This is a genomic window from Mesorhizobium delmotii (assembly GCF_900149755.1).
Taxonomy (GTDB): domain Bacteria; phylum Pseudomonadota; class Alphaproteobacteria; order Rhizobiales; family Rhizobiaceae; genus Mesorhizobium; species Mesorhizobium delmotii.
Map to the genome: position 1 here is coordinate 322536 of NZ_FUIG01000013.1, position 25343 is coordinate 347878.

The 25343-nt window shown below is 62.7% G+C and carries 23 protein-coding genes; 8 read left to right on the forward strand and 15 right to left on the reverse strand.

Annotation, left to right across the window (positions count from 1 at the left end; genetic code table 11):
- Positions 1 to 109: 109 nt before the first annotated feature.
- The 9 genes from phnN to BQ8482_RS03070 form a co-directional block, all read right to left on the reverse strand.
- Positions 110 to 730 carry a phosphonate metabolism protein/1,5-bisphosphokinase (PRPP-forming) PhnN gene (gene phnN / locus BQ8482_RS03025; RefSeq protein ID WP_165848404.1) on the reverse strand — a complete coding sequence of 207 codons (621 nt, stop codon included), beginning with the start codon at positions 728 to 730 and terminating at the stop codon, positions 110 to 112.
- On the reverse strand, positions 727 to 1866 hold the full coding sequence (locus BQ8482_RS03030; protein WP_123147339.1) for an alpha-D-ribose 1-methylphosphonate 5-triphosphate diphosphatase: 1140 nt from the start codon (positions 1864 to 1866) through the stop codon (positions 727 to 729). The genes phnN and BQ8482_RS03030 overlap by 4 nt, the downstream gene beginning before the upstream one ends.
- A gap of 92 nt (positions 1867 to 1958) precedes the next feature.
- Entirely contained in the window at positions 1959 to 2666 is a 708-nt protein-coding gene (locus BQ8482_RS03035; protein ID WP_123146205.1) for a DUF1045 domain-containing protein, read from the reverse strand.
- A gap of 153 nt (positions 2667 to 2819) precedes the next feature.
- Positions 2820 to 3632, reverse strand: a complete 813-nt coding sequence (gene iolB, locus BQ8482_RS03040; protein WP_123146206.1) for a 5-deoxy-glucuronate isomerase — start codon at positions 3630 to 3632, stop codon at positions 2820 to 2822.
- Positions 3633 to 3940: 308 nt separating this feature from the next.
- Positions 3941 to 4153, reverse strand: coding sequence for a DUF3329 domain-containing protein (locus BQ8482_RS03050; RefSeq protein WP_123146207.1), 213 nt, complete (start codon positions 4151 to 4153; stop codon positions 3941 to 3943).
- A 47-nt stretch (positions 4154 to 4200) separates the two neighbouring features.
- A complete protein-coding gene (iolE, locus tag BQ8482_RS03055) occupies positions 4201 to 5118 on the reverse strand; it encodes a myo-inosose-2 dehydratase (RefSeq protein ID WP_123146208.1) in 918 nt (305 codons plus the stop codon).
- Positions 5119 to 5270: 152 nt separating this feature from the next.
- Positions 5271 to 7121, reverse strand: a complete 1851-nt coding sequence (gene iolD / locus BQ8482_RS03060; protein ID WP_123147340.1) for a 3D-(3,5/4)-trihydroxycyclohexane-1,2-dione acylhydrolase (decyclizing) — start codon at positions 7119 to 7121, stop codon at positions 5271 to 5273.
- Positions 7122 to 7156: 35 nt separating this feature from the next.
- Complete coding sequence (locus BQ8482_RS03065; RefSeq protein WP_123146209.1) at positions 7157 to 9091, reverse strand: bifunctional 5-dehydro-2-deoxygluconokinase/5-dehydro-2-deoxyphosphogluconate aldolase; 1935 nt, start codon at positions 9089 to 9091, stop codon at positions 7157 to 7159.
- Positions 9092 to 9307: 216 nt separating this feature from the next.
- On the reverse strand, positions 9308 to 10153 hold the full coding sequence (locus BQ8482_RS03070) for a MurR/RpiR family transcriptional regulator (protein WP_165848405.1): 846 nt from the start codon (positions 10151 to 10153) through the stop codon (positions 9308 to 9310).
- A 153-nt stretch (positions 10154 to 10306) separates the two neighbouring features.
- Here BQ8482_RS03070 and BQ8482_RS03075 point away from each other — a divergent pair, with 153 nt between their 5' ends.
- The gene (locus BQ8482_RS03075; RefSeq protein ID WP_123146210.1) at positions 10307 to 11416 is read left to right on the forward strand and encodes a Gfo/Idh/MocA family protein; all 1110 of its coding nucleotides are present in this window, start codon (positions 10307 to 10309) and stop codon (positions 11414 to 11416) included.
- A 211-nt stretch (positions 11417 to 11627) separates the two neighbouring features.
- Here the strand turns inward: BQ8482_RS03075 and BQ8482_RS03080 are convergent, their stop codons facing one another.
- Together BQ8482_RS03080 and BQ8482_RS03085 are read right to left on the reverse strand one after the other, a co-directional pair.
- Positions 11628 to 12719, reverse strand: coding sequence for a 3-deoxy-7-phosphoheptulonate synthase (locus BQ8482_RS03080; RefSeq protein WP_123147342.1), 1092 nt, complete (start codon positions 12717 to 12719; stop codon positions 11628 to 11630).
- A gap of 364 nt (positions 12720 to 13083) precedes the next feature.
- Complete coding sequence (locus BQ8482_RS03085; RefSeq protein ID WP_123147343.1) at positions 13084 to 13908, reverse strand: hypothetical protein; 825 nt, start codon at positions 13906 to 13908, stop codon at positions 13084 to 13086.
- Between the two features lie 295 nt (positions 13909 to 14203).
- On the opposite strand from BQ8482_RS03085, the gene BQ8482_RS03090 reads away from it, so the two are divergent.
- From BQ8482_RS03090 to BQ8482_RS03120, 7 genes are all read left to right on the forward strand, one after another.
- Positions 14204 to 15100, forward strand: coding sequence for a peptidyl-prolyl cis-trans isomerase (locus tag BQ8482_RS03090; RefSeq protein ID WP_244602605.1), 897 nt, complete (start codon positions 14204 to 14206; stop codon positions 15098 to 15100).
- A gap of 14 nt (positions 15101 to 15114) precedes the next feature.
- Positions 15115 to 16104, forward strand: coding sequence for a HupE/UreJ family protein (locus BQ8482_RS03095; protein WP_244602606.1), 990 nt, complete (start codon positions 15115 to 15117; stop codon positions 16102 to 16104).
- A gap of 50 nt (positions 16105 to 16154) precedes the next feature.
- Positions 16155 to 16826 (forward strand): hypothetical protein, encoded by a 672-nt coding sequence (locus tag BQ8482_RS03100; protein ID WP_208867591.1) that lies wholly within the window; start codon positions 16155 to 16157, stop codon positions 16824 to 16826.
- Positions 16814 to 18742: a DUF3604 domain-containing protein gene (locus BQ8482_RS03105; protein WP_123146212.1), complete on the forward strand. Its 1929-nt coding sequence runs from the start codon at positions 16814 to 16816 to the stop codon at positions 18740 to 18742. Before BQ8482_RS03100 ends, BQ8482_RS03105 begins: the two co-directional genes overlap by 13 nt.
- A gap of 151 nt (positions 18743 to 18893) precedes the next feature.
- Positions 18894 to 19694, forward strand: coding sequence for a DUF2092 domain-containing protein (locus tag BQ8482_RS03110; protein WP_123146213.1), 801 nt, complete (start codon positions 18894 to 18896; stop codon positions 19692 to 19694).
- Positions 19691 to 20011, forward strand: a complete 321-nt coding sequence (locus BQ8482_RS03115; protein WP_425294065.1) for a hypothetical protein — start codon at positions 19691 to 19693, stop codon at positions 20009 to 20011. Before BQ8482_RS03110 ends, BQ8482_RS03115 begins: the two co-directional genes overlap by 4 nt.
- A 99-nt stretch (positions 20012 to 20110) precedes the next feature.
- Positions 20111 to 21190, forward strand: coding sequence for a calcium:cation antiporter (locus BQ8482_RS03120; protein WP_123146214.1), 1080 nt, complete (start codon positions 20111 to 20113; stop codon positions 21188 to 21190).
- A 214-nt stretch (positions 21191 to 21404) separates the two neighbouring features.
- Here BQ8482_RS03120 and BQ8482_RS03125 read toward each other — a convergent pair whose 3' ends face one another.
- From BQ8482_RS03125 to BQ8482_RS03140, 4 genes are all read right to left on the reverse strand, one after another.
- Complete coding sequence (locus BQ8482_RS03125; protein WP_123146215.1) at positions 21405 to 22199, reverse strand: SDR family oxidoreductase; 795 nt, start codon at positions 22197 to 22199, stop codon at positions 21405 to 21407.
- 23 nt (positions 22200 to 22222) lie between these two features.
- Positions 22223 to 23224 carry an inositol 2-dehydrogenase gene (gene iolG / locus BQ8482_RS03130; RefSeq protein ID WP_123146216.1) on the reverse strand — a complete coding sequence of 334 codons (1002 nt, stop codon included), beginning with the start codon at positions 23222 to 23224 and terminating at the stop codon, positions 22223 to 22225.
- Positions 23225 to 23354: 130 nt separating this feature from the next.
- A complete protein-coding gene (locus tag BQ8482_RS03135; protein ID WP_123147345.1) occupies positions 23355 to 24122 on the reverse strand; it encodes an ATP-binding cassette domain-containing protein in 768 nt (255 codons plus the stop codon).
- Between the two features lie 2 nt (positions 24123 to 24124).
- A complete protein-coding gene (locus tag BQ8482_RS03140; protein ID WP_123146217.1) occupies positions 24125 to 25201 on the reverse strand; it encodes an ABC transporter permease in 1077 nt (358 codons plus the stop codon).
- Positions 25202 to 25343: the final 142 nt, after the last annotated feature.

Consider the following 25343-nt stretch of genomic DNA (forward strand, 5'->3'; position numbering starts at 1 on the left):
GCGCGGCATCCAATCTCCCCCCAAGTGGGGGAGATGTCCGGCAGGACAGAGGGGGACGCGAAGGATCGCTACAGATTAGTTTCTGCCCCGCTGCATTCTTCGATCGATGTCAGGGTCGGTCCGAAAACGCCATCGCCTTGCGCAGCACGTCGGCAAAGCGCTCGCCGGCCGCTTCGCGCGGGCCGCTATTGTCGATCGAGGTGACGCCTGGTCCGGCCAACGCCACATTGGCGCTACGCGCCAGCCGCGCCAGCACTTCGCCGCGCGACTCGCGGCCGCGCATCGCCAGCCGCTCGGCCAAGATTTCCGGCGATGCGGTGATCTCGACGATCGCCAGATTGGCATAACGATCACGCAGCGCCGGGATGATGGCGCGGGAGACATTGGCGATGGCGACGCGGCCGTTGGCGACCGACCGGTCGACTTCAGCCGGGATGCCGTAGCGCAAGCCATGCGCCTCCCAGGAGATGGCGAAGGCGCCATCCGCTTCCGCCTCGACGAAGGCCGCATCGGCAAGCGTATCGTGATCCTCGCTTGCCGTGTCGCTCGGCCGGGTGATGACCCGGCGGACGAACTCAAGCCGCGTCCCGTCGGCAAATAGCGACCGGGCATAGCCGATCACCGTGTCCTTGCCGGCGCCGCTCGGGCCGACGACGGCGACAAACACGCCGTCGCGGATCGGTATCGCGGCGGCGGACAATTCACGCTCGATCAACGCCGACGCCATCATGCGACCCGGCGTCCCTGCCGCCAGACGGTGCGGACAACCGGGACATGGTCGTCGAGACGGACGCGAACCAGATCGGCGCGCCGGCCCTGCTCGATGACGCCACGGTCGACGAGGCCGACCGCCTCGGCCGGGTTCTTCGAAACCATGGCGACCGCCTGAGGCAGGGAAATGCCGTCGACCACGTCGCCGAGGAAAAACGCCGATTGGATCAGGCTGAAGGGAATGTAATCGGACGACAATATGTCGAGCAAGCCTTCGCCGGCGAGTGTCCGAGCCGAAACATTACCCGAATGCGAAGCGCCGCGCATGACGTTCGGGGCGCCCATCAGCACCCCGAGCCCTGCCGCCTTCGAAGCTTTTGCGGCCTCTTTGGTGGTCGGGAATTCGGCGACGCGGACGCCTTGTTCGATCGCCTCGTCGACATGGCCGGTCGTGGCGTCGTCATGGCTGGCCAGCACGATGCCGCGCTGATGGCAGGCAGCAGCGATGAAGGCGCGGTTCGGCCCAGAATTCGTCGCCGACTCCGCCATCCGCTTCTCACAGAATTGCTGGAATTCGCGATCCGTCAGCTTCAGCTTGCGCTGGTAGTAATAGGCATAGGTTTCCAAATCGACGAACTGGCGCTGTCCCGGCGCATGGTCCATCAGCGACGCCAGCTTGATCCTGTCATCGCCGTCAAAATGCGCGAAGGCTGCGAGGCAATCCGGCGCCGAAACCTCGCAGCGCAGATGGATGAAATGGTCGGCCCGCAGCCGGTGCTGCTGGACGCTGTCCTCGATCGCATCGGCCAGCTTGCGCATGTCGGCCGAATTCATGTCGGCATCGTCGTCCATGCCGACACGCAAGGCATCGAGCACGGTGGTGATGCCGGCGGTCGCCACTTGCGCGTCGTGAGCGAGCACCGCGGCGATCGGGTTCCAGCGCACCTTCGGCCGCGGCGCGTAATGGCCTTCGAGGTGATCGGTGTGAAGCTCGACCAGCCCGGGAATGATGAAATCGCCGCCCATGTCCTCGCCGCTCCGGCCGGCACCGGCGTCGATCCCGGCGATCAAGCCGTCGCGCAGCACGATCGAGCCTTCGACGATCTCGTCGGCAAGCACGATGCGGGCATTGTTGAGAACGGTCTCGTCGGTCATTTCAGGCAGTCCTTGGAGCATTTTGCAGCCAATCAGAATCACCGATTGGGTGAATTGGCGTCGCACAAATGCGGTTAAAACAAATAGGCGTTTCAGGCAGTTTTTCTGGCCGGGCGGCGCCCGAGCGCGTGATGGGAAAGCACCATGAACGGGGCGCCAGGTTCGGTTTCGACAAACAGGTTCAGTGCGTCCACCGGCAGCGGGCGTTGCAGGACCTGCGCAAACAGGCTGTCGATTGCTGCGCGAAGACGAGGGCTTTCCTGTGACGAAACACGGCCGGACAGCGTCATATGGAACCGGAAGGTCCCGAAGACATAGGGGTAGCCCCACTGGCAGAGATTGCGGAATTCAGCCGGCTTCAGCGAGTCAGGGCTGCGCCGTTCGATCTCAGCCTCGCTCAGCGGCGCACGAAAACGGTCGAAGTCGCGCACCACGTCGTCGGCGAAGCGGTTGAGCGCCGGCAGCGGTCCTTCCGGCACCAGCGCGAAGAAGCCGTCGATCTGGCTGACGACCAGCCGTGGGATCGTCACCATCGGCGTCGTCTCGGCGAAATCGTCCAGTGCCGCGCGAAGCGCGCCTTCCGTTTCGTTCGAAGCCAGCCGGAAGGGCGCCTTCAGTGTCGCATGAAAGCCGTAGCGGCGTGCCGAAGCGGTGTGGAAGGCGACTTCCGCCGCCGACAGTTCGCCCACGGCCTCGACCGGCCTCGTGGCGGCGCCGAACGGGTCGCGGCCGAGCCAATTGGCGGCGATCCGCGCCAGCGGTTCGTCCTGCCGGGGTGTGAAATAGATAGCGTAGCGCATCGAAAGTCCTCGTCAACTCCCGCTGCCATAGGCGATTTGCATGACGAAATGACGAAGCTGATGATCGCTCCTGATAACAAAGTTGTTCAGGCGGGTCATTAGCCGACGATTTTTTCGCCTTGGGCCAGTTTGCCGACCCGGACGGGCAGCGCCTCAGGCCTTCATCAGCCATTCGTGCTCGGGCGCGTTGTGGAATTTCCACGTCCGCTTCGGCCCGGCCATGACGTTGAGGTAGTAGAGGTCGTAGCCATGGCAGGCGGCACAAGGGTGATAGCCCTTTGGCACCAGCACGACGTCGCCGTCCTCGATTGCCATCGCCTCGTCGAGCGAACGAGCGCCATTCCGATCGGCATCGGTGTAGACCCGCTGGAAGGCAAAGCCCTGTGGCGGATTGAGGCGGTGGTAATAGGTCTCCTCAAGATAGGATTCGGCCGGCAGATTGTCCTGGTCATGCTTGTGCGGCGGATAGCTCGATGTATGGCCGCCAGGCGTAATGACCTCGACCACCAGCAATGAATCGGCCGGCTTGCCTTCCGGCAGGATGTTGGTGACATAGCGCGTGTTGGTGCCCTTGCCGCGAATCTCCTGGCCGAGATCTTTCGGCGCAATGACGCGGACCGGCAGGCCGCCGCCAAGCCCCGGCGCCGAGCAGACCGCGACTTCGAGACCGGTGTCGGCGGTCACCGACCAGTCAGAGCCCTGCGGTACGTAGACCGACCACGGCTTGCCTTCGAAAGGCGACATGCGGTCGCCGAGCAGGCCGAGATCCTTGCCGCCGGCCGTCGCCTTGCCCTTGCCGGTGACGAACACCAGGCAGACTTCACGGTTCGCGGTTTGTCCGGAGACTATTTCGCCTGGCCGCAGCCGATGCAGATCGAAACCGACATAGGTCCAGCCGGCGTTTTGCGGCGTCACATGGGCGACGCGGCCATGACCCTTATCGGCTTTGACGAGCAGTTTCGACATTGAGGTCTCCTATCCTCGACACTCGAATTCCAACTTCGTCATCCTAGGGCGAAGCAGGAGCGAAGCTCCGTCGCGAAGACCCTAGGATCAATGCCGTAACCTTGGCCGAAGGGCACAGCGGAGCAGAATTCTGCACCGTCATAATACTTCGAAGTCATGGCATGGATCCTAGGGTCTGCGCCGCGTCGCTGCGCTCCTTGCTCCGCCCTAGGATGACGAAGCGAGGGGTGTTCCGGCCAATCGCCGACGCATGCGATCTGTCAGTCACGCGGTATCCGATCCAAAAACTTCTGCGCCATGGATTCCGATCATTCCTTCGGCTCGGCCGGATCCTTGCCGCTGTCGGCCGGCTTGTAGAGATAGAAGAACTGCCAGACGGCATAGCCGGCGAAGCCGAGCGCGATCGTGCCCCAGAACGGCGCGCCGGTGGCAAACTCGACCACGGCCCAGCCCAGGCAGACCGCGACGATGGCAACGCGCCGCCACAAAGGCCGGAAGAACGGATGCTCAGAGTCCTTCATCGGATCGGCTCCCGCATCAGATCAGCCCGTTACCGGGAATACTGCATTCAAGCATTGGGGAAGCCCTGTGTTTCAACCGTGTAGCCTGCGGCCGTCATCACCCGCATCAACTCCTTGTAGCCGACTTGTGCCATCTTGAGCGGGGGGTTCTTTCTTGGGTCCTGCTCGGCCTCGACGACGAACCAGCCTTCATAGCCGTAGTTCGCCAGCCTTTCCACAATGGCACCGAAATCCAGCGAACCATCTCCCGGCACCGTGAAGGCGCCAAGCGCCACGGCATCGAGAAAGGATTGCTTCTGGCGATCCAGTTTTTCAATCACCCCCATGCGCACATCTTTCACATGCACGTGGTTGATGCGCTGGTGATGGTTGTCGATGGCGCGCAGCACGTCACCGCCGGCAAAGGCCAGGTGACCGGCATCGAGCAGCAGGGGAATGCCTTCACCCGAGTAGCGCATGAAGGCATCGAGCTCCGGCTCGGTCTCGACGACCGCCGCCATATGATGGTGATACGAGAGCGGCATGCCCTGCTTGGCGCACCATTCGCCGAACTGCGTGAGGCGCCTCGCATAGGCTTTCATCTCGTCATCCGAAAGCCTGGGCTTGGTGGCGAGCGGCTTCGAGCGGTCGCCCTGGATGGAGCGGCCGACCTCGCCGTAAACGATGCAAGGCGCGTTCACCGCCTTGAACAGATCGATCATCGGCTGGATGCGATCCCTATTCTTGGCCATGTCTTCGTCGACCAGCGTACCGGAGAACCAGCCGCCGCAGAGCGTGACGTCGGCCTCTTTCAGGATCGGCAGCATGATCTCCGGGTCACTGGGAAAACGGCGGCCCATTTCCATGCCGGTGAAGCCTGCCGAACGCGACTGGCGCAAGCACTCTTCCAGCGACACGTCATCGCTGAGTTCCGCAAGATCGTCGTTCCACCATGCAATGGGGGACATGCCCAGTTTGGCTTTCAAGTCGTCACTCCAGTGTCAGTTCGTGTCCACCCTCCCCCTTGTGGAGAGGGTCGCTGCGAAGCAGCGGGGTGGGGGTGCGGCGCCGGACCCCCACCCGGACCTTCGGTCCGACCTCCCCACAAGGGGGAGGGTGGGGCTTGGCAGCGCCGACATCAATCTCCAATCTTCTGCATCTGCCGCTTTTCATCATAGGCCCTGCGCGCCGCGTTCACTTGCGGCCGCACCGAGACTTCCGGCACCGCGACATCCCACCAGCTTCCACCGGCTTCGGTCGACACCAGTGGGTCGGTGTCCATGACCAGCACTGTGGTCCTTGTATTCTTCTTCGCTTGCGCCAGCGCCGTTTCCAGCCCGGCGATCGACGAAACCTTCTCGGCGATGGCGCCGAGGCTTGCCGCATGCGCGGCGAAGTCGATGTCGGGCAAAATCTCGTGGCGTGCGTCCTTCAGCAGATTGTTGAAGTTGGCGCCGCCGGTCGCCATCTGCAGCCGGTTGATGCAGCCATAGCCTCTGTTATCGAGCAGCACGATGGTCAGCTTGAGACCGAGCATGACCGAGGTCGCGATCTCGGAATTGAGCATCAGATAGGAGCCGTCGCCGATCATCACGACGACCTCCTCGTCGGGCTTGGCCATCTTGACGCCGAGCCCGCCAGCGATCTCGTAGCCCATGGTCGAGAAGCCGTATTCGGCGTGGTAGGAGCCGGGCGCGCCGGCCTGCCAAAGCTTGTGCAATTCGCCGGGCAGGCCGCCGGCGGCATGAAGCAGTATCACGCCGGAGCCCATGGCGCGCTGCACGGCGCCGATCACCTGCGCGTCGGACGGATAGGCGGCATTGGTCGACGCCGTCACCTTGCCGGCATCGGCCTGCCAGTCCTTCTTGCCCCTGGCCGCATTGTCGGTCCAGGCAGCCGGCGCCTTCCAGCCGTTCAGCGCCGCGCCAAGCTCGGCGAGCCCTTCCGCCGCATCAGTGACCAGCGGCAGCGCCTGGTGTTTTCCCGCGTCGAAAGGCTGGACGTTCAGCCCGATGATGGTCTTGCCGGAATTCTTGAACAGCGCCCACGAGCCGGTGGTGAAATCCTGCAGCCTGGTGCCGACGGCAAGCACGACGTCGGCTTCTTCAGCCAGCCGGTTGGCCGCCGAAGTGCCGGTGACGCCGACTGCCGCCATGTTAAGCGGATGATCGTCCGGCAGCGAGGATTTGCCGCCCTGCGTCTCACAGACGGGGATACCGGCGTCTTGCGCCAGCTTCGCCAATTCACCGGAAGCCTGCGAATACAGCACGCCGCCGCCGGCAATCACCAGCGGCTTAGTTGCCCCCTTCAGCGCCGCCACCGCGGCCGCCAGCTCCTGGCGGTCCGGGCGCGGCCGACGCTGGGTCCAGACCCGTTCGGCAAAGAAGCTCTCGGGGTAATCATAGGCCTCGGCCTGCACATCCTGGCAGAGCGCCAAGGTCACCGGTCCGCATTCGGCCGGATCGGTCAGCACCTGCATGGCGCGATTGAGCGCCGGGATGATCTGCTCGGGCCGGGTGATGCGGTCGAAATAGCGCGACACCGGCCGGAAGCAGTCATTGACCGTCGCCGTGCCGTCGGAGAAATCCTCTGCCTGCTGCAGGACGGGGTCGGGGATGCGATTGGCGAAAACGTCGCCGGGCAGAAACAGGACAGGCAACCTGTTTACATGCGCAAGTGCCGCCGCCGTCACCATGTTGAGCGCGCCGGGGCCGATCGAACTGGTCGCCGCCATGAACCGACGACGGAAATTGGCCTTGGCGTAGGCGATCGCCGCATGCGCCATCGCCTGTTCGTTATGGGCGCGAAAGGTCGGCAATTCGTCGCGCACCTGATAGAGCGCTTCGCCGACGCCGGCGACGTTGCCATGGCCGAAGATCGCCCAGACGCCGCCGAAGATCGGCATTTTTTTGCCGTCGATCTCGGTCATCTGGCGAGCAAGAAAACGGGTCAGCGCCTGCGCCATCGTCAGGCGGATTGTCTTGGTCATGTTGTTTTCCTCCGCAGTCTTTATGCCGCGCCTTCTTATGCTGCTTTGCGGCCGCGCGCGGCAAGCCATGCCTCGGTCAGTCTCTCAAAGCGCGACGCCATGTCGGCGACCGCCTCGTCGTCCGACATCTTGCCGGCAAGCCATTGTTCGGCTGCGTTGATGAAGATGGTGCGACCGACGGCGAAACCCTTGACGATGGGCGCCTTGGCGGTGGCGGCGAAGGCCGCTTCCAGCTCGTCCTGTGGCGCTTCCAGGCCGAGCAGCACAATCCCGCGGCACCACGGATCATTCTTCAGGATCACCGCCTCGATCTTTGCCCAAGCCCCGGCTGAGGCCTGCGGTTCAAGCTTCCACCAGTCGGGCTTGATATCAAGCGCATAGAGTTCCTCCAGCGCGCGCGGGATCGTCGTGTCGTCGAGCTCGCCGTGCTTGCCGGCGATGATCTCGATGAGAAGTTCTCTTCCCACTTTCCGCGCGGCCTCGAACAGGATTTTGAGCTTCTGCTGCTGCTCGGTCTTCAGCGCCTCCGGGTCGTCGGGGTGGTAGAAGCACAGGCACTTGATGCAATGGTCGACCGGCCACTCGATCAATTGCGAGCCGATATCCTGCGAGAATTCGAAACGAAGCGGCCGCGATCCGGGCAGTTCGACCGGCCGGCCAAGCCAAGCGAAGGAATGGCGCGCGAATTCGAACATCGCCTCGCGGCCGTATTTCTCGTCGAGCAGCATGCCGTAACCGGCACGGCCGGCGGCGACCTTTGCCGCCGCCTTGACCGTCAGCACCTTGAAATCATGGATGCGCGACGGATCGGCACCGGCTTTCGCGGCGACATCGTCAAGCTGGATACGGTGATCGCAGGCCAGCGCCATCAGCGAGGGAATATCGCGCCGGCGCGTCGTCGCCCAATGGATATGGTTGATCGCCTCGTCCTTGCGCAGCGCCAGGTGCTGGCTGCCGTTCTTCAGGAAGAACTGCAATTCCTCGAAGGTCGGGTATTCCGGCGCGCAGAGCAGCCGCGACACGGCGAAGGCGCCGCAGGCATTGGCCCAGGTCGCCGCCGTCTCCAGGCTTTCGTCGCCGAGCCAGCCGCGCAGGAAGCCCGACATGAAGGCATCGCCGGCACCGAGCACATTGTAGACCTCGATCGGAAAGCCCTTGCCGACGATGCCGTCTTCGAGATCATCGCTGATCGGCCCGTCATAGACGATGCAGCCCATGGCGCCGCGCTTCAGGACGATCGTGGCCTTGGACAGCGAGCGGATGGTCTTCAACGCGCTCAGGCAATCATCCGCACCGGAGGCGATCATGATCTCTTCTTCGGTGCCGACGATCAGGTCGCAGTCGGGCAGCACTGTCTTCAGCTGGGCGGAGACCCGGTCGGATTTCACGTAGCGCTCGAAGCCTTCGGCATGGCCGGCGAGACCCCAGAGATTAGGGCGGTAGTCGATGTCGAACACCACCTTGCCGCCTTTGCCCTTGATGGCGCGGATCGCCTTGCGCTGCGCGGCGTCGCTGTTGGGCCGCGAAAAATGCGTACCGGTGACGACGATCGCACGTGCCGAAGCGATGAACGTCTCATCTATGTCCTCCTCCGCCAGCGCCATGTCGGCGCAGTCGGAGCGGTAGAAGATCATCGGCGAGACGCCTTCGTCCTCGACCGACAGCAGCACCAGCGCGGTCAGCCGGTCCGGGTCGGTCCTGAGGCCGGCCACGGAAACGCCCTCGCGGGTCAGCTGCTCGCGGATGAAGCGGCCCATCTGCTCGTTGCCGACGCGGGTAAGCAGCGCCGAGCGCAGGCCGAGCCTCGCCGTGCCGACCGAAATGTTGGCCGGACAGCCGCCGACCGACTTGGCAAAGGAGGTGATGTCCTCCAGGCGCGAGCCGATCTGCTGGCCGTAGAGGTCGACCGAGGCGCGGCCAATGGTGATGACGTCGATTGGCGCATGTTTCGCGTCCACGGCTTCGCCCATTCGAACCTCCCATCAGCCTTGTTGTCTTGGGTAACACGCGCGAGCGGCAGCGTGGCGCCGGCAATATGAAATAATAATTCCAATCCATAGTCAATATGGAACGCGCATTCCTTTGCTGAAAAGTGCTAGACCATGATCCCGAACCGAAGGTCAGCGAAGCAAAAAAGTGGCGCCCGGTTTTCGGAAAAGATCACGGTCAAACAAGAGAAAAGTTGTCTAGGCCTTGCGCTTCCTGCCCGCATCGCGCCGCTTTTCGCCAACCGCAACGGTCAGCGCCATGGCCAGCGCCATCGTTGCCGACAGCGACCGGAAGCCGGCGAAATCGGCCTCGGCGACCTCGAACCAGACTTTGGCGAACTGGGCGAGCGGCGAAAACGAACTGTCGGTGATCGCCACGATCGGCACGCCTTGCTCGGAAATGACGCGCGCCTCCTCGATGGCCGCCGGGGCATAGGGTGAGAAACTGATGGCGATGACGGCATCCCTGGGCGAGGCAAAGCTGATCATTTCGGCGTTGAGGCCGGCGGCCGATTCGATCAGCTGGTTGCGGATCTTGAGCTTGCCCAGCGCATAGGCGATGTAGGAGGCGACCGGATACGAACGGCGCTTGGCCAGCACGTAGATCGTCTCCGCCTTCGCCAGCAGGGCGATCGCATCTTCGAAATGGTCTTCGTTCAACCTGCCTGAAATATCGTTAAGCGAGGTGCTGGCCGCGGCGACGAAGCCGTCGAAAATCGCCCGGTGACCGGCGCCTTCCTCGGCCTTGGCGCGCAATGCCGCCAGCCTTTCGTCATAGGACGAATTGCGCTCACGCAGCCGCTCGCGGAACACCAGCTGCAGGCTGGTGAAGCCGTCGAAGCCGAGCTGCTGGGCGAAGCGGATCAAGGTCGAAGGCTGGACGCCGGCGGAGGCGGCAATGCTGGCGGCGGTGCCGAAGGCAATATCGTCGGGATTGTCGAGCGCATAGGCGGCGATCTGCGCGATGCGCTTGGGCAGGCTATGGCGCCGTTCCAGGATCGTCGTACGCAGCGTCTCGAAATCGCGGGGCACCCGTTCGTCCATCGTCGCTCCGCCTAAGCCCATCAATCGATGCCGTGTGTGCCCCATCATAGCGAGCCTGTGCAAGAAGGCCATAAAAAATGAGGCATGCGTTCCATTTCTGGAAAAAATGGACTAATTCATCCACACAATCTTTCTGGCGACGGAGACAAGGAAATGGTCGGAGTCGGTCTTATCGGCACAGGCTTCATGGGCAAGTGTCACGCCATCGCCTGGAACACCGTCGGCACCGTCTTTCCCGACGTGGCCAAGCCAAGGCTGGTCCATCTCGGCGAGGTCGACGAGGGGCTTGCCAAGCGCCGTGCGGCCGAATTTGGTTTTGCCAAAGGCTCCGGCGACTGGCGCGCCGTCGTCGACGATCCGGATGTCGATATCGTCTCGCTGACCACGCCGAACCAGTTCCATCCCGAAATGGCCATCGCCATCCTCGAAGCCGGCAAGCATCTGTGGTGCGAAAAGCCGATGGCGCCGAGTTTTGCCGAGGCGCAAGCCATGGCGGCGGCGGCCAAAAAGTCCGGCAAGGTGGCCGCGCTCGGCTACAACTACATCCAGAACCCGGCGATCCGCCATATCGGTGCGCTGCTCGACGAGAAGATCATCGGCGAGGTCAACCATCTGCGCATCGAGATGGACGAGGATTTCATGGCCGACCCGGAGGCGCAGTTCTTCTGGAAGCACGAGGCGGCGTCCGGTTACGGTGCGCTCGACGATTTCGCCGTGCATCCGCTGTCGCTGGTCGCCGTGCTGTTCGGCCGCGTTGCCCGCGTCATGTGCGACATGGCAAAACCCTATGCCGATCGCCGCGTCGCGTCCGGCGGGCGCCGGGCGGTCGAGACCTACGACATCGCCAGCGTGCTGATGCATCTCGAAAACGGCATTGCCGGCACGCTGCTGGTCAATCGTTCGGCCTGGGGCCGCAAGGGCCGGATCGCCATCCAGATCTTCGGCTCGAAGGGCTCGATCCTGTACGATCAGGAGCGGATGAACGAGTTCCAGCTCTATCTCACCGCCGACCGGCCGACCGAGCAAGGCTATCGCACCATCCTGGTGGCGCCGCATCACAAGCCGTACGACGCCTTCCTGCCGGCACCCGGCCACGGTCTCGGCTTCAACGACCTCAAGATCATCGAATGCCGGGAGCTTTTGACGCGGCTGACCGGCAAGCCGGCGCGGATCATCGATTTCGACGGGGGCCTCGAAATCGAGCGCACCGTGCATGCGATGGCGCGCTCGTTCGAGGAACAGCGCTGGGTGGATGTGAAGTAGCGCCGGCGTTGGCTCTCCTTCTCCCCCTGTGGGAGAAGGTGGCCGAGCGAAGCTCGGTCGGATGACGGGTGTTGGACGGATCGCTACCTTTGAAGTTATAAGCCTTTAAAATCATTCCTATTTTTAACGCAGCATCCCGTCCGGCACCCCTCATCCGGCTCGGCGCTGCGCGCCGATCCACCTTCTCCCACAAGGGGAGAAGGTGAAAGCTTCAGGCGGCGCCCGGACGGCTGGCGATCATGGCACGTCGCGCCGATCGGCGTTGCTCGACGGCGTCGGCAAGGCCGTGCAGCACCGTCTCGGTGGTTGCCCAGTCGATGCAGCCATCGGTGATGCTCTGGCCGTAGACGAGCGGCTTGTCGGGCATGACCCCCTGCCGGCCGGCGACGAGGTTGCTCTCGATCATGACGCCGATGATGCGTTCGTCGCCTGCCGCGACCTGGCCCGCCACGTCAGCCGCCACCATCGGCTGGTTCTCCGGCTTCTTGTTGCTGTTGGCGTGGCTGACATCGATCATTAGCCGAGGTGCTACGCCGATCCGGCCGAGTTCCGCGCAGGCGGCAGCTATGCTCGTTGCGTCATAGTTCGGCACAATGCCGCCGCGCAGGATGACGTGGCAGTCCTCGTTGCCGGTGGTCGTGGCGATGGCGCTGCGCCCGCCCTTCGTCACCGCCATGAAATGATGCGGCTGGGCGGCGGATTTCACCGCCTCGGCGGCGATCCGCAGGCTGCCGTCGGTGCCGTTCTTGAAGCCGACCGGGCAGGACAGGCCGGATGCGAGTTCCCGATGGATCTGGCTCTCTGTCGTGCGCGCGCCGATCGCGCCCCAGGCGACGAGGTCGGCAATGTATTGCGGGGTCGCCATGTCGAGGAATTCGGTCGCCGCCGGAAGGCCGAGATTGTTGACCGCAGAGAGCACGTTGCGGGCCAGTCTCAGTCCTTTGTCGATGTTGAAGCTGCCGTCCAGGTCGGGATCGTTGATCAGGCCCTTCCAGCCGACCGTCGTGCGCGGCTTCTCGAAATACACGCGCATCACGATCTCCAGCCGGTCCGACAGGCTCTCGCGCAACCCCGCTAGACGGCTGGCATAGTCTACGGCAGCGGCCGGGTCGTGGATTGAACAGGGGCCGACGACGATGATCAGCCGGTCATCGGCGCCGGTCAGCACGGCGTGGATGGCGTTGCGCGACGCGGCAACGGTGCGCGTCGCCGTCAGCGTGCGCGGTATCTCCCGCATCACCTGGTCCGGCGTACTCAATTCCCTTATTTCCTTGACCCGAAGATCGTCGGTGGTGGTCAACACGGCTTTCTGCTCCTGGTTGGGAGACCTGCGGCTGAAACAAAAAAGCCGCCAGGTCTGGCGGCTGTTCGGATGTTGTTGCTGCAATCTTCAGATCGAGCGCAATCCTCCCGCCGCCAGCGAGCTGCCGTAGCTAAAGTACCAGAACGAGGCGGTCAGGTGGATCATGCGCGCCCCTATATCGGAAGCCGCGGCGTTTGTCACGCGTCGGTAGTGTCTCTATTTGAATTTCGGCTCACGACCCTAAGCGGAAGCTCGTTCGCCCTCAGTCGAATTCACGCCCATGACCCAAACCAGACGCTCGTGGTGAATTCTGGAACTTCCGCTTGGTGGCGCGAAGCGGCCGTCATCAGATCGTGCGATTTGCCTAGAATTTCATTACAGCGCCGAGCACCGGCCCCTGCTGGACGACATCATAGACAAAGCCGTCATTTTCGTAGTCGACGCCCAGCGCACGGTAGCCGGCGACAAGCGACAGCCACTCGTTCCATTGATAACCGACACCCCCGAACACATCCCATGTGACGTCGGAAGCCGCACCGAAGCCGCCAACCATGCCCCATCCGGTAACGTACCAGGACGGATTGATGTTGACGCGTCCCTTGATCCCGACGATCGGGTCCACCCAGGTGCTTCCGTCGCTGCCGCTTAAGGCGGCGAGCGGTGCGCCGCCAGCCGACAGGCTGATGTCAATGTCGTTGTCGACGCTCCAGATGCGGGCGCCGGCCATCAAGTCTATGGTCGCGGTCGGCCGTGAGACGGCGCGGTATTCGCCCATGATGGTCGCGGTCAGGCTGCTGGTCTCAACACTTGCGGCGAGACTGACCGGGACGCCCGCGATGGGTCGCGTAACCGACTCTTCATCCTCGATGTTAACATAGATTACATCGACCACGACGCCCCAGGTCCCGTTGTGCGCTTCCGCGACAACCATGCCGCCGAAACGCAAATTGTCGAAGATGTCGCCGAAGCTCATGTCGATCTCGACCGGGTCACGACCGAATAGACCGACGTCGCCTTCAAGCCCGGCGCCCCACAAATAGGGCGCCACGCTGAATGTCCATTCCCTGCCTGGGATCGCGGCTTCGGCGGGGGCTGCCTCGATCCCAACGTCGGCCGCCTTGGCAGCCGGTGCGACCAGCATCATCGCGGTCGCGGCAAATAACGAGGCTACGCTTCTGCCGATCATCATGTCGAATCCCCTCTTGCAACGCTTTTGGTCGCGAGCCGATGGTACACCTGAGCGGGAGGGCAAACCACTCATATTGCTGAGCGGCTGACAGTTGGTTCCGAACAGCGGCGCTACGTCGAAGCAAACGGTGCAGATGTCGATGCGTTCTTGATTGCCTCGCATGACGATCACGGTCGCAATCCAACTTGTCCTCGTAGCCCTTTGACCCCGAGTCACAAGAATCAATCTGAAGTGGAAAGCCGGTTGGCAAGATTTCGATAATCTCCTACACTCCCCTGCGGGCGGGGATACTCCCTTGGAGTTGGCCGACATGAAGTTGCTGCGGGAACCGCTGCTTCACTTCGCAGTCGCGGGCCTGATTTTGTTTTCCGGCTATTCTTGGTTCAGTGAGCCACAGCCCGACGCGGACGGCGTCGAACCGGTGCAAGTAGGCCAAGGCGAGGTCGAATGGCTGAAAAAACTGTACCAGAATCAATGGCTGCGACCGCCGGATATGCAGGAACTTCAGGGGCTGGTCACCGATCTCGTCAATGAGGAACTTCTTGCCCGCGAGGCGGAAGCTATGGGCCTCGGCGAGGACGATATCATCATCCGCCGCCGACTGGCTCAGAAACTGAAGTTTCTTGTCGAGGACACAGCCCGGCTTGCCCAGCCCACTGACAGCGACCTTCGGAGCTATTTCGAAGCCAACCGACCAAAGTTTGTGAAGAGTCCGAGGATTTCGTTCTCCCACATCTACTTCAATCCCGCGAACCGAACGGACGCGACCGGGGATGCGGCGGCGGCCCTTGCCGGCCTGGCAACGGGCACGAGCGCGGACGCAGCCTCGACAATGGGGGACAGGTTCCTTCTCGGGCCGGACATGACACATGCGGATAGGCAGTCAGTTTCCGGTACGTTCGGTGACGAGTTCGCCGACTCATTGCTTGCAGCCGAGGCAGGGCAGTGGACCGGGCCGCTGGAGTCCGGCTATGGCACGCATCTCGTGCTGGTCACGGCGAGGGAGGCTGCCAGCGCACCGGCTTTCGAGAAGGTTAGGAAGAAGGTGCTGGCTGAGTGGCAGCACGACCAGCAGCAGAAGGCGAGCCAAGGCTACCTGGCGCGACTGCGCGAAAAATACGGTGTGGAACTGGACGACAACGTCAAGGCGCTGCTCAAGCCAGATTCGGGGTCGGAAGTGTCGATGCGATGAGCTCCGGCCGCCTCATGGTTCTGCGACTTCTCGCTGCTATTTTCGCGGTCGCCGTCTCTGTTGCGAGCGCGGCGGCGCATGAGGTGCGGCCCGCCTACCTCGACCTGCGAGAGGAGACGCCCGGCGTTTTCTCTGGGCTCCTGAAGACGCCAATGCAAGGCGACGCGCGTCTAGCTCTGTCAACCAGTTTCTCCGGCAGGACAGAGTTGGTTTCGCCCATGGTTTCGCGGCCGACCGGCAGCGCGATGATCCAGACCTGGCTGATGCGTGCCGCTGCGCCGCTGGCCGGTCAGACCCTGTCGATCGAAGGACTGCAAGCCACGATGACCGACGCGCTGGTGCGCATCGAATTCCTCGACGGCAGCGTGTGGCTGGAAAGGCTGACGCCGGACTCCGCCGAAGCGGTAATCCCGGCCGCTCAAAGCACACTAGAGGTTGCGTGGACATATCTGGCCAGCGGTATCGAGCACATCCTGTTCGGCTTCGATCACCTGCTGTTCGTCTCCTCGCTGATGCTGATCGTACGCGATTGGCGCATGCTGGTGAAGACGATCACGGCATTCACCGCGGCCCACTCGATAACGCTGACTTTCGCGACGATGGGCTGGGCGACGCTGCCGTCAGCGCCCGTGGAGACAATGATCGCTCTCAGCATCGTTCTGGTCGGAGCCGAAGCCATCCGGTTGGAGCACGGCGAAACTAGCCTGACGACCACCTGGCCGTGGATCGTCGCCTTCGTCTTCGGCCTGCTGCACGGCTTCGGCTTTGCCGGCGCGCTGGTCGAGGTCGGCTTGCCGCGCGGCGACATCCCGCTGGCACTGGTGTCGTTCAACCTCGGCGTCGAGATCGGGCAGCTGGCCTTCATCGCCCTGGTGTTGACGGCGGTCCACACTGTTCGGCGGCTCGTCCCGATCCCGCGACGGGCGACCGTCGCCTCAGCCTACGCGATCGGCATCGTCGCGGCATTCTGGAGCGCCGAGCGGCTGGGCGCGATGTTTCTATGAGGACGACCGCGATGAGGTCTCTCGCACATCCAAAGAGGGCAGCCCTTGTTATGGCAGCGGCGGCGAGCCTGGGCGCCTCAGCGCCTGGCTCGGCAAGCCTTGCCTGCGGTTATGAAGACCCGCAGTCAGTCTCGCGCGGCTCTCTGAGCTGGGGCTATCCCAATTCGCTCCATGTCATTGGGGCGATTTCGACGGAAGTCGCGGCGCGGCGGCTCCCGCATGCGAATTTCAATCGCGGGGGCGTGGATCTGTTCGGAAACAAGTTCCGCCTGGCCAGTAAGTCGCTGGAGCAGTTCGGCACAATGCTGAGTGCAACGTCGTCCGAGTCGTTGCAGACACCGGTGGCTATCGTCCTGCTCGAGCCGATGCTGTGGGCGCGTTTTGAGCCGACAGCCGGCGGTTTGCGGACGGCGGTCCACGTCTCAGGAGCCAAGGATGGTGATCTTGTCGTGGTCACCGGGGAAGCGGTGATCGCCGAGATCGCCGCTGGGCACCTTACGTTCGGCGAAGCCTACGCCCGCGGCGTGGCGCGACTCTACGGCGAGGATGCCCAGATCGCCGCGTTCGTTCAAAATTATCAACAGGTCGGCGCAGACCTGGGCGTGCTCGAGACGGGCCCCTCGCGCACAGCGGCGGGCCTGAATCTTCAAAACCGTCCTGCAGCTCAACAAACTGGAACGACAAGTCACCGATTCATGTGGAGGAAATCATGCGAGTGTTGATGCATTTGGCTGCCGTACTGGCTGCGACCACAGCGCTGAGCTGCTCTGCACTGGCGCTGGAGACCACGGACAAAGGGACAATTGACCCTCAGATGGCCGAGACTCTCTTCCGAAAGCAGGGTTACTCCCCTTATGCCGGCAATACATTCCCGACACGCCCGCTCTTCGGCGACACCCATCTGCACACCTCGCAGTCGTTCGATGCCATCGCCTTCGGCAACTTCATCGGACCGGAGGAGGCCTATCGCTTCGCGCGCGGCGAGGAGGTGACCACTTCGACCGGCCAGCGGGCGCGGCTGAGCCGGCCGCTGGACTTTCTCATGGTCGCCGATCACGCCGAGAACATGGGTACGCTCGGCGAGATCAAGATCGGCAACCCGGTCTTGATGGAGGATCCGGTACTCAAGCGCTGGAACCAGATGCTGGTTGCTGGCGGCGAGCAAGCAATGGGCGTCTACTACGAAATAGTTGCGAGCGTTGGCGGCGCGGGCGAGCCTCTGCCGGCCGCACTTAGTTCGGAGGAACTTGTCCGCTCGGTCTGGCACAAAAACATCCAGACTGCGGAGGAAAACAACGACCCTGGCACCTTCACCGCGTTGATCGGGTATGAGTGGTCGTCGAACACGGGCGGCAATAATCTTCACCGGGTCGTCGTCTTCCGCGATGGAGCGGAAAGGCTAGAACAGATCCTGCCATTCTCGTCTTTTGAGAGCGACAATCCGGAGGACCTCTGGAAGGTACTTCAAGACTACAAGACGAAGACCGGCGGCAGCGTGCTTGCCATCCCGCACAACGGCAATTTGTCCAATGGGTTGATGTACCCGCTTGTCAATCCGGTTGGAGGACAGCCGATCACCGCGGAGTATGCGCGCACCCGCGCAAGCCTGGAGCCACTATTGGAGGTAGTTCAGACCAAGGGTGATGGGGAGACACACCCCTCATTGTCACCCAATGACGAGTTCGCCAATTTCGAGCGCTGGGACAGGGGCAATCTCGATTTAAGCGTAGATAAGCGGCCCGAAATGCTTGAGTTTGAGTATGCGCGCTCGGCCCTCAAGAACGGTCTGAAGCTGGAGTCGACGCTTGGGGTGAATCCCTACAAATACGGCATGATTGGATCGACGGACGCACACAACTCTTTGTCCGCTGTGGAGGAAAATAATTTCTTCGGCAAGATGCCTTACACCGAACCCAGCGCAGACCGCGCCACGCATCCGCTCGTCAAGTTCGGCGACAAGACGGTCATAGACTGGGAAACGGTTTCCAGCGGCTATGCTGCCGTCTGGGCGACGGAGAACACGCGCGAAGCCATCTTCGACGCGATGCAGCGCAAGGAGGTCTACGCCACCACCGGGCCGCGGATGCTGATTAGGCTTTTTGGCGGATGGGATTTCGTCGACGCTGACGCCGACACGAGAAGCCCGGCGGTCGTCGGCTATACCAAAGGCGTTCCCATGGGCGGCGACCTGCCTCCTGCGCCAGCGGGGAAGTCTCCCACGTTCCTCGTGGCCGCGTTGAAGGACCCGATCGGCGCCAATCTCGACCGCTACCAAGTTATCAAGGGCTGGATGGACTCGGCCGGCGAACTGCATGAGAAGGTCTATGACGTCGTCTGGTCCGGCGACCGTAAACCCGCCGCGGACGGCAAGTTGCCACCGGTGGGAAACACGGTCGACATCGCCAACGCCACCTGGACCAACACGATCGGCGCGCCCGAGCTCATTGGGGTCTGGACCGATCCTGCCTTCGACCCCGCCCAGCGGGCTTTCTACTACGCTCGAGTGCTGGAAATTCCGACGCCGCGCTGGACGGCGTATGACGCGAAATACTTTGGTGTGACCATGCCTCCAGAAGTACCGATGACTCTACAGGAGCGAGCCTACACCTCGCCCATATGGTACACGCCGGCCGGTTAACCAATACGGAGGCGCTTGGGACAAGGCCTGATGGGATGCAAGGAGGCCGCTGCCGCCGATCAAATTGGGAGGTCCTTCCGATCACTCCTTTGCTACATGCGCCGCATACAACTCGCCGACTATCTGAAACCAATAGGGAGGTTCGGGAGATATGGTCATCACAGCTGAAAACGGCTGTTCCGCAGGCTTCTCCGTCATCGCCGGCGCACTTGTCATCGCTTGCGGGCTGGCGGTGTCCCCGGCCAGCGCCCAGCAGATCGAGCCAGAGGCCGACAAGATACTTCGCTCGATGGCGGACTATGTCGCAGGGCTGAAAACCTTCACGGTCAACTATGACGCCGACAGCGAAGTCGTCGATACCGAGGGCCAGAAGCTGCAATACAGCGCGTCGGGGTCCGTCGCGATCGAACGTCCCGGCAAGATGCATGTCTCACGCAAGGGGACCTTCGTCGATGCCGAGCTTACGTTCGACGGCAAGACGATCTCGTTCTACGGTAAGAAGGCCAACGTCTACGGCCAGCTCGAAAGCCCCGGCCCCACAATCGACGAGGCGGTCGAGGAGGTGCGAGCGGGGACGGGCTTCGACGCCTCGGGGGCCGACCTCTTTGCCGCAGACCCGTACGCCGTGCTCACTGAGGACGCCACGAAAGGCGTCCATGTGGGGACCGGTCTGGTCGGCGGGGTCGAGTGCGACCATCTTGCCTTCCGCAACCCCCGGGTCGACTGGCAGATCTGGGTCCAGAAGGGCGAACAGCCGCTGCCGCTCAAATATGTGATCACGACCAAGTGGGTGACCGGCGCGCCGCAATACGCGGTACGCCTCAGCGACTGGAACGTGGCCCCGCAGATCGATCAGGCGCAGTTCACATTCACGGCGCCGGAAGGCGCAACGAAGCTTGAACAGATCAGCACCGACGAGATCGGCGAGCTTTCCGCGGAGGGAGTGCAATGAGACATCGTTCCAGGCGCATCGGCATTGCCTTCGCCGCCCTCGCCATGATCCTTGCCGACGGCGCGAGCTCGATCGCGCCTTTCGTTGACTTTGTCGGCGACGCGCACGCCCGCGTAGGCCGACCGGCAACGCCCGGCAGCGTTGCGGGCGTGGCAAGGCGCACGACCCGCCGCGTCATTCGCCGGTCAGCCATTTATGCCAGCACGCTGCCGGCCGGTTGCGTGAGAACGTCGATTAACGGCGGCGTCTTATGGCAGTGCGGCCGCACCTACTACCAGCCTTACGGCGGCCGCTACGTGGTCGTATATATCGACTGAAGTGACGAGGTGGCTCGGATGTGCAACGTGGCAGATGTTGCCTTAGAACCTCGCATCGGGGGGTGCTAGCCTCGCCAGCGGAACAAGGGCGTTCTTGGCGTGACAGCAGAACAAACGCCATGGTGGGCATGGGTGTGGCCAGCAGTGGCCTGGGCGATTCTGCTGACGATATTCTTGGCAGGCGGCGCCGGAGGCCTAATTGCCGCGGCTGCAGGAATAGCCCTGATCGCCACCGTTTTTGCGGCCGTCTACCATGCCGAGGTCGTCGCGCACCGCACCGGAGAGCCCTTCGGCACACTCGTCCTGGCCCTCGCGGTCACGATTATCGAGGTTGCGCTGATCGTCTCGGTGATGATCTCAGCTCCGGTTGAAAAGGCAGGGCTGGCACGCGACACCGTGTTTGCCGCGGTCATGATCGTGATGAACGGCATCGTCGGCCTCTGCCTGCTTTGGGGAGGCGTACGTCATCACGAACAGGGTTTTCAGCTCCAGGGCGCGAGCGCTGCCTTGGCGGTTCTGGCCGCGCTCACGACGCTGACGATGGTCGTGCCAAACGTCGTCGCGACCTCGGCCGGTCCGATGTTCAGCACACCGCAGCTTATCTTTGCGGGTATCGTCTCGCTGGTCCTCTACGTCTCGTTCGTCTTCGTTCAGACCGTGCGGCATCGCGACTATTTTCTTCCGCTCGAAGCTGACGAAGACGCACACGCGCCAACACCGTCGAACAGGACGGCAGCAGTCAGCTTAGCATTGCTGCTCGTTGCGCTCGTGGCGGTCGTGGGGCTTGCGAAAGCCCTCACGCCGACCGTGGAGGCAGGAATCGACTGGGTCGGTGTGCCGAAGGCTGTCGTCGGGATCGTCATTGCGGCTGTCGTGCTGCTTCCGGAACTACTGGCAGCGCTCAGAGCAGCCCAAGCCAATCGATTGCAGACCAGTCTGAACCTGGCGCTAGGGTCGATACTCGCGGCGATCGGCCTGACCATCCCCGCGGTTGCGCTCGTTTCGATCGTCCTCGGCCAGCCCCTTGCTCTTGGTCTGGACGACAAGGACCAGGTTCTGCTGACACTGACGCTCATCGTCAGCGTGATCACGCTGGGTACCGGCCGGACCACGGTGCTTCAGGGCATCGTGCATCTGGTCATTTTCGCAGTTTTCTTGTTCTTTGCAGCCGTGCCGTAAGGACCTCTCGGTGACGCCTGGGGTTGTGAAAGCGTTCGGCGAAGCGAATGTTCGATAATGGCCCGGAACGCGACCTCCACGACGGTGACTGCAAAGGTCTCAATATGGCGCCACTTTCTCATTCCCATCGACGAGCCGAACGGCAACTTTCCACCCACAGCCGAAATTCAAACTGAGACACCACCCACCGTCTGATGATGCCACTCCGTCGATGCTACTCCGGCGACGACCCTGCAATGTTCTGGTCGTAATCGACCAGCGACCCGGTCATGACGCCCGACTGCGAGCTGACCATATAGCTGATCAGCCGGGCAAGCTGGTCCGGCTTCACCAATTGGCCCATCGGCTGCGCGGCCTCGGCCTTTTCCAGCCAGTCGTCCGGCGCGTCGTGCCATTTCTTCTGCACGATCGCCTCGCCCTCGGTATCCATCCAGCCGGGCAGCACGGCGTTGCAGCGGATGCGATTGCTGCGGTAGGCATTGGCGACATTCTTGGTCAGCGTCGCCAGTGCGCCCTTGCTCGACGAATAGGGCGCCAGGAACGACTGGCCACAATGCGCCGACATCGACAGCACATTGACGATTGAGCCGGGCGCCTTGCGGTCGAGCAGGTGTGCCACCACACCCTGCATCAGAAAGAAGGGGCCGCGCACATTGGTCTGAAATATCTGGTCGAATGTTTCCTCGGTGGTCTCGACCAGTGAGCCGCGGGCCGAGGTGGCGGCAGCGTTGACCAGCGAATTGACGGTGCCGAAATGAGCGATCGCCGTTTCGACGACCCGCTTGCAGTCGGCCACCACTGAGACGTCGGCGCTGATGAAGATGGCGTCGACGCCGTTTTTCCCAAGTGCGGCGACCGCCTTGTCGCCCTTTTCCCTGGAACGGCCGACCAGCGCCAGGGCGCGGCAGCCCTCGTCGGCCAGCGTCTCGGCGACGGCGAAGCCGATGCCTTGCGCGCCGCCGGTGACGATGGCGCGTGTTTCGGAATTGCGACCGGCGGAACCGTTCATCGAGTTGCTCCTGTGCTTGATATTCAGATGGTCTTGTCGAGGCGAATGGTCTTGCCTTCCCTGGCCGATTTCAGCGCCGCGTCCGCCAACCTCAGCGCGACGAGCCCGTCCTTGCCGCTCGGCGCCGCCTTCTTGCCTGACGTCGCTGCCGCGATGAAGGCGGCGATCTCGTTGGCGTAGGCGTCGAGATAGCGGGTCATGAAGAAGTCGTGCAGCGGCGGGCGCGTATAGCCCTTTTCATTGGCCAGCTCGATCGACACCGGCCGCTGGTTCTCGGCCGCGACCATGCCTTTCGAGCCATGCACCTCGATGCGCTGGTCGTAGCCGTAGGTGGCGCGCCGCGAATTGGAGATGATGCACTGCTTGCCGGAGGCGGTTTCGAGGATGACGCTGACGCTGTCGAAATCGCCGGCCTCGCCGATCTTCTTGTCGACCAGCACCGAGGCATGGGCGCTGATCGCCACCGGCTCCTCGCCGAGCAGGAAGCGCGCCATATCGAAATCATGGATGGTCATGTCGCGGAAGATGCCGCCCGAGCGGCCGATATAGTCGAGCGGCGGCGGGCCGGGATCGCGCGACGTGATGGTCGCCATCTCGACGGTGCCGATGGCGCCGTCGTCGATCGCCTTGCGCACGGCGGCGAAATGCGGATCGAAGCGGCGGTTGAAGCCGACCATCAAAGTGGCGCCGGCCTTGTCGACCACGGCCAGGCATTCTTCCACTCTGCCGGAGTCGAGGTCGATCGGCTTCTCGCAGAAGATCGCCTTGCCGGCCTTGGCAAACCGCTCGATCAGATCGGCATGGGTGTCGGTCGGCGTGCAGATGATGACCGCATCGATATCCCCGGCTTTCTCGATGGCCTCGATGCTGCGTACTTCAGCACCATAGGCCGACGCCAGATCCGTCGCGGCCTTCTCGAAGGCATCGGCAACTGCGACCAGCCTGGCCTGCGGATTGGAGCCGACGGCACGGGCGTGGACCTTGCCGATGCGGCCGGCACCGAGAAGAGCGAAGCGGAGAGGCATGGGAATTTCCTTTGAGGATTGTTCGAAATGGAAGTGCGTCTTTACTGCACCGTTCAGGGCGAGGCGCAGTAGATTTTATTATCGCAGCTGATCGGCGACGGGCCGATGACCCGCCGCGCCGGCATCCGCCCTAGGCGGCAAGTTCGGCCTCCCCGGTCTTGGCGCCGGTGATGTATGAGACGACGTCGTTGCCGTCGGTGTCCTGCTTGCGCAGGTTGGCGACGATCCGGCCGCGCCGGAACACAACGATGCGGTCGACCAGATCGAACACCTGGCGCATGTTGTGACTGATCAGGATCAGCGGCTCGCCATTGGCTTTCAGCGTGCGGATGATGTTTTCGACCTGCATCGTCTCCTGCACACCAAGTGCTGCCGTCGGCTCGTCCATGATGATGAGCTTGGAAGCGAAAGTCGCGGTTCTGGCGATTGCCACGCACTGGCGCTGGCCGCCCGACATGTGGCGGATGGTGTTGGAAAGGTTGGGAATCTTGACCGCCGTGCGGATCAGCGCCGCCTCGGTCGCCTTGCGCATGAACTTGCGATCGAGGATCGAGAAAGGCCCGAGATTGAAAAGCACCTTTTCGCGGCCGAGAAACAGGTTCGACGGCACGTCGAGATCGTCGGCGAGCGCCAGGTTCTGGAACACCGTTTCGATGCCCGCCTCGCGCGCCGCGATCGGGCCGGCGAAGTTCACTTCCTTGCCGTCAAACCAGACCTTGCCGCTGGTACGCTGCTCGACGGCGGTGATCTGGCGCACGAAGGTCGATTTGCCGGCGCCGTTGTCACCCATGATGGCGACATGCTCGCCCTTGCGCAGTTCGAAGTTCGCGCTTTCCAGCGCATGCACGCCGCCATAGTATTTGGTCAGGTTTTCGGTCTTCAGGACGATGTCTGACATGATCAAGCCCTCATTGCCCGCAGGCGCTGCCGCCACTGGTCGAGAACGACTGCGCCGATGATGATCACGCCCTTGACCATCTCCTGGTAGTAGGCGTCGAGGCGCAGGAAGGTGAAGCCGGAGATGATGACGCCGAAGATCAGCGCACCGATCACCGTTCCGATGATCGAGCCGCGGCCGCCCGACAGCGAGACGCCGCCGATTACAGCCATGGCGATCGCGTCCAGTTCGTACATCACCCCCATGCCGGCCTGAGCAGTGAGATTCTTGGAGCTCAGCACCACGGCGGCCAGCGAGGCGAGGATGCCGGCAATGACGAAGACGAGTATCTTGTGGTTCTGGACATTTATGCCGGACATGCGGGCGGCGTCCTCGTTGGAGCCGATGGCATAACAGTGCTTGCCGTACCTGGTGTATGACAGGATCAGCTGGAACAGAATCGCCAGCGATATGAAGATGATGACCGGCATCAGCCCCTTGCCGATTGCGGCGAAACTTTCGGTGGGAAACGAGATCGGCTGCCCCTTGGACCACCATTTGGCGACGCCGCGCGCGGTGACCATCATGCCGAGCGTGGCGATGAACGGCGGAATGCGCGTGTAGGCGATCAGCGAGCCGTTGATCAGGCCCGCCAGCAGGCCGCAGCCGATCGCGACGAGCACCGGCACGATCACCGGCAGGTCAGTCCAGCCCTGCTCGATGAACATCGCCTTGGGGTTAGGGTTGCCGTTGACCGTCGCCACCTGGGCGAAACTCATGGCAATCATCGCCGTGGCGCCGACGATCGAACCCGAAGAAAGGTCGATGCCGCCGGAAATGATCACCTGCGTCACGCCGATGGCGATGATGCCGACGATCGACACCTGCAGGATGATGATCTGCAGGCGCGCTTCGTTGAAGATCGTATCGACGTTGGCGCGGGTGTTGAACAGGAAGCTGTCGCCAAGAAAGACGCGGCCGATCAGCTCGAAGGCGCCGACCAGGATGATGAGCGCCAGGAAAACGTTGAATTCGGCAGGCCATGTGCGCTTCTTCGCATCATAGCTCAGTCCGCCGACGCCATGGGTTGTCTGTGCCAAATCTTGCTTCCTCCGTCAGCAGTCGCCCTCCCGCCTGTCTACGGCGATGAGAGAAAAAGGAGCGGCGCCGTCCCTTTGTTTTGAGCATCGGATTTCCCGATGCTCTTGTTTCGAACATCGGATTTCCTAAAAACCGGTCCGA

Excerpts from the sequence above, each read along its gene's own strand:
- phnN (WP_165848404.1), bottom strand. The coding sequence starts at position 730 with ATGATGGCGTCGGCGTTGATCGAGCGTGAATTGTCCGCCGCCGCGATA.
- BQ8482_RS03030 (WP_123147339.1), bottom strand. The coding sequence starts at position 1,866 with ATGACCGACGAGACCGTTCTCAACAATGCCCGCATCGTGCTTGCCGAC.
- BQ8482_RS03035 (WP_123146205.1), bottom strand. The coding sequence starts at position 2,666 with ATGCGCTACGCTATCTATTTCACACCCCGGCAGGACGAACCGCTGGCG.
- iolB (WP_123146206.1), bottom strand. The coding sequence starts at position 3,632 with ATGTCGAAACTGCTCGTCAAAGCCGATAAGGGTCATGGCCGCGTCGCC.
- BQ8482_RS03050 (WP_123146207.1), bottom strand. The coding sequence starts at position 4,153 with ATGAAGGACTCTGAGCATCCGTTCTTCCGGCCTTTGTGGCGGCGCGTT.
- iolD (WP_123147340.1), bottom strand. The coding sequence starts at position 7,121 with ATGACCAAGACAATCCGCCTGACGATGGCGCAGGCGCTGACCCGTTTT.
- BQ8482_RS03065 (WP_123146209.1), bottom strand. The coding sequence starts at position 9,091 with ATGGGCGAAGCCGTGGACGCGAAACATGCGCCAATCGACGTCATCACC.
- BQ8482_RS03070 (WP_165848405.1), bottom strand. The coding sequence starts at position 10,153 with ATGGACGAACGGGTGCCCCGCGATTTCGAGACGCTGCGTACGACGATC.
- BQ8482_RS03075 (WP_123146210.1), top strand. The coding sequence starts at position 10,307 with ATGGTCGGAGTCGGTCTTATCGGCACAGGCTTCATGGGCAAGTGTCAC.
- BQ8482_RS03085 (WP_123147343.1), bottom strand. The coding sequence starts at position 13,908 with ATGATGATCGGCAGAAGCGTAGCCTCGTTATTTGCCGCGACCGCGATG.
- BQ8482_RS03095 (WP_244602606.1), top strand. The coding sequence starts at position 15,115 with ATGGTTCTGCGACTTCTCGCTGCTATTTTCGCGGTCGCCGTCTCTGTT.
- BQ8482_RS03100 (WP_208867591.1), top strand. The coding sequence starts at position 16,155 with ATGGCAGCGGCGGCGAGCCTGGGCGCCTCAGCGCCTGGCTCGGCAAGC.
- BQ8482_RS03105 (WP_123146212.1), top strand. The coding sequence starts at position 16,814 with ATGCGAGTGTTGATGCATTTGGCTGCCGTACTGGCTGCGACCACAGCG.
- BQ8482_RS03110 (WP_123146213.1), top strand. The coding sequence starts at position 18,894 with ATGGTCATCACAGCTGAAAACGGCTGTTCCGCAGGCTTCTCCGTCATC.
- BQ8482_RS03115 (WP_425294065.1), top strand. The coding sequence starts at position 19,691 with ATGAGACATCGTTCCAGGCGCATCGGCATTGCCTTCGCCGCCCTCGCC.
- BQ8482_RS03125 (WP_123146215.1), bottom strand. The coding sequence starts at position 22,199 with ATGAACGGTTCCGCCGGTCGCAATTCCGAAACACGCGCCATCGTCACC.
- iolG (WP_123146216.1), bottom strand. The coding sequence starts at position 23,224 with ATGCCTCTCCGCTTCGCTCTTCTCGGTGCCGGCCGCATCGGCAAGGTC.
- BQ8482_RS03135 (WP_123147345.1), bottom strand. The coding sequence starts at position 24,122 with ATGTCAGACATCGTCCTGAAGACCGAAAACCTGACCAAATACTATGGC.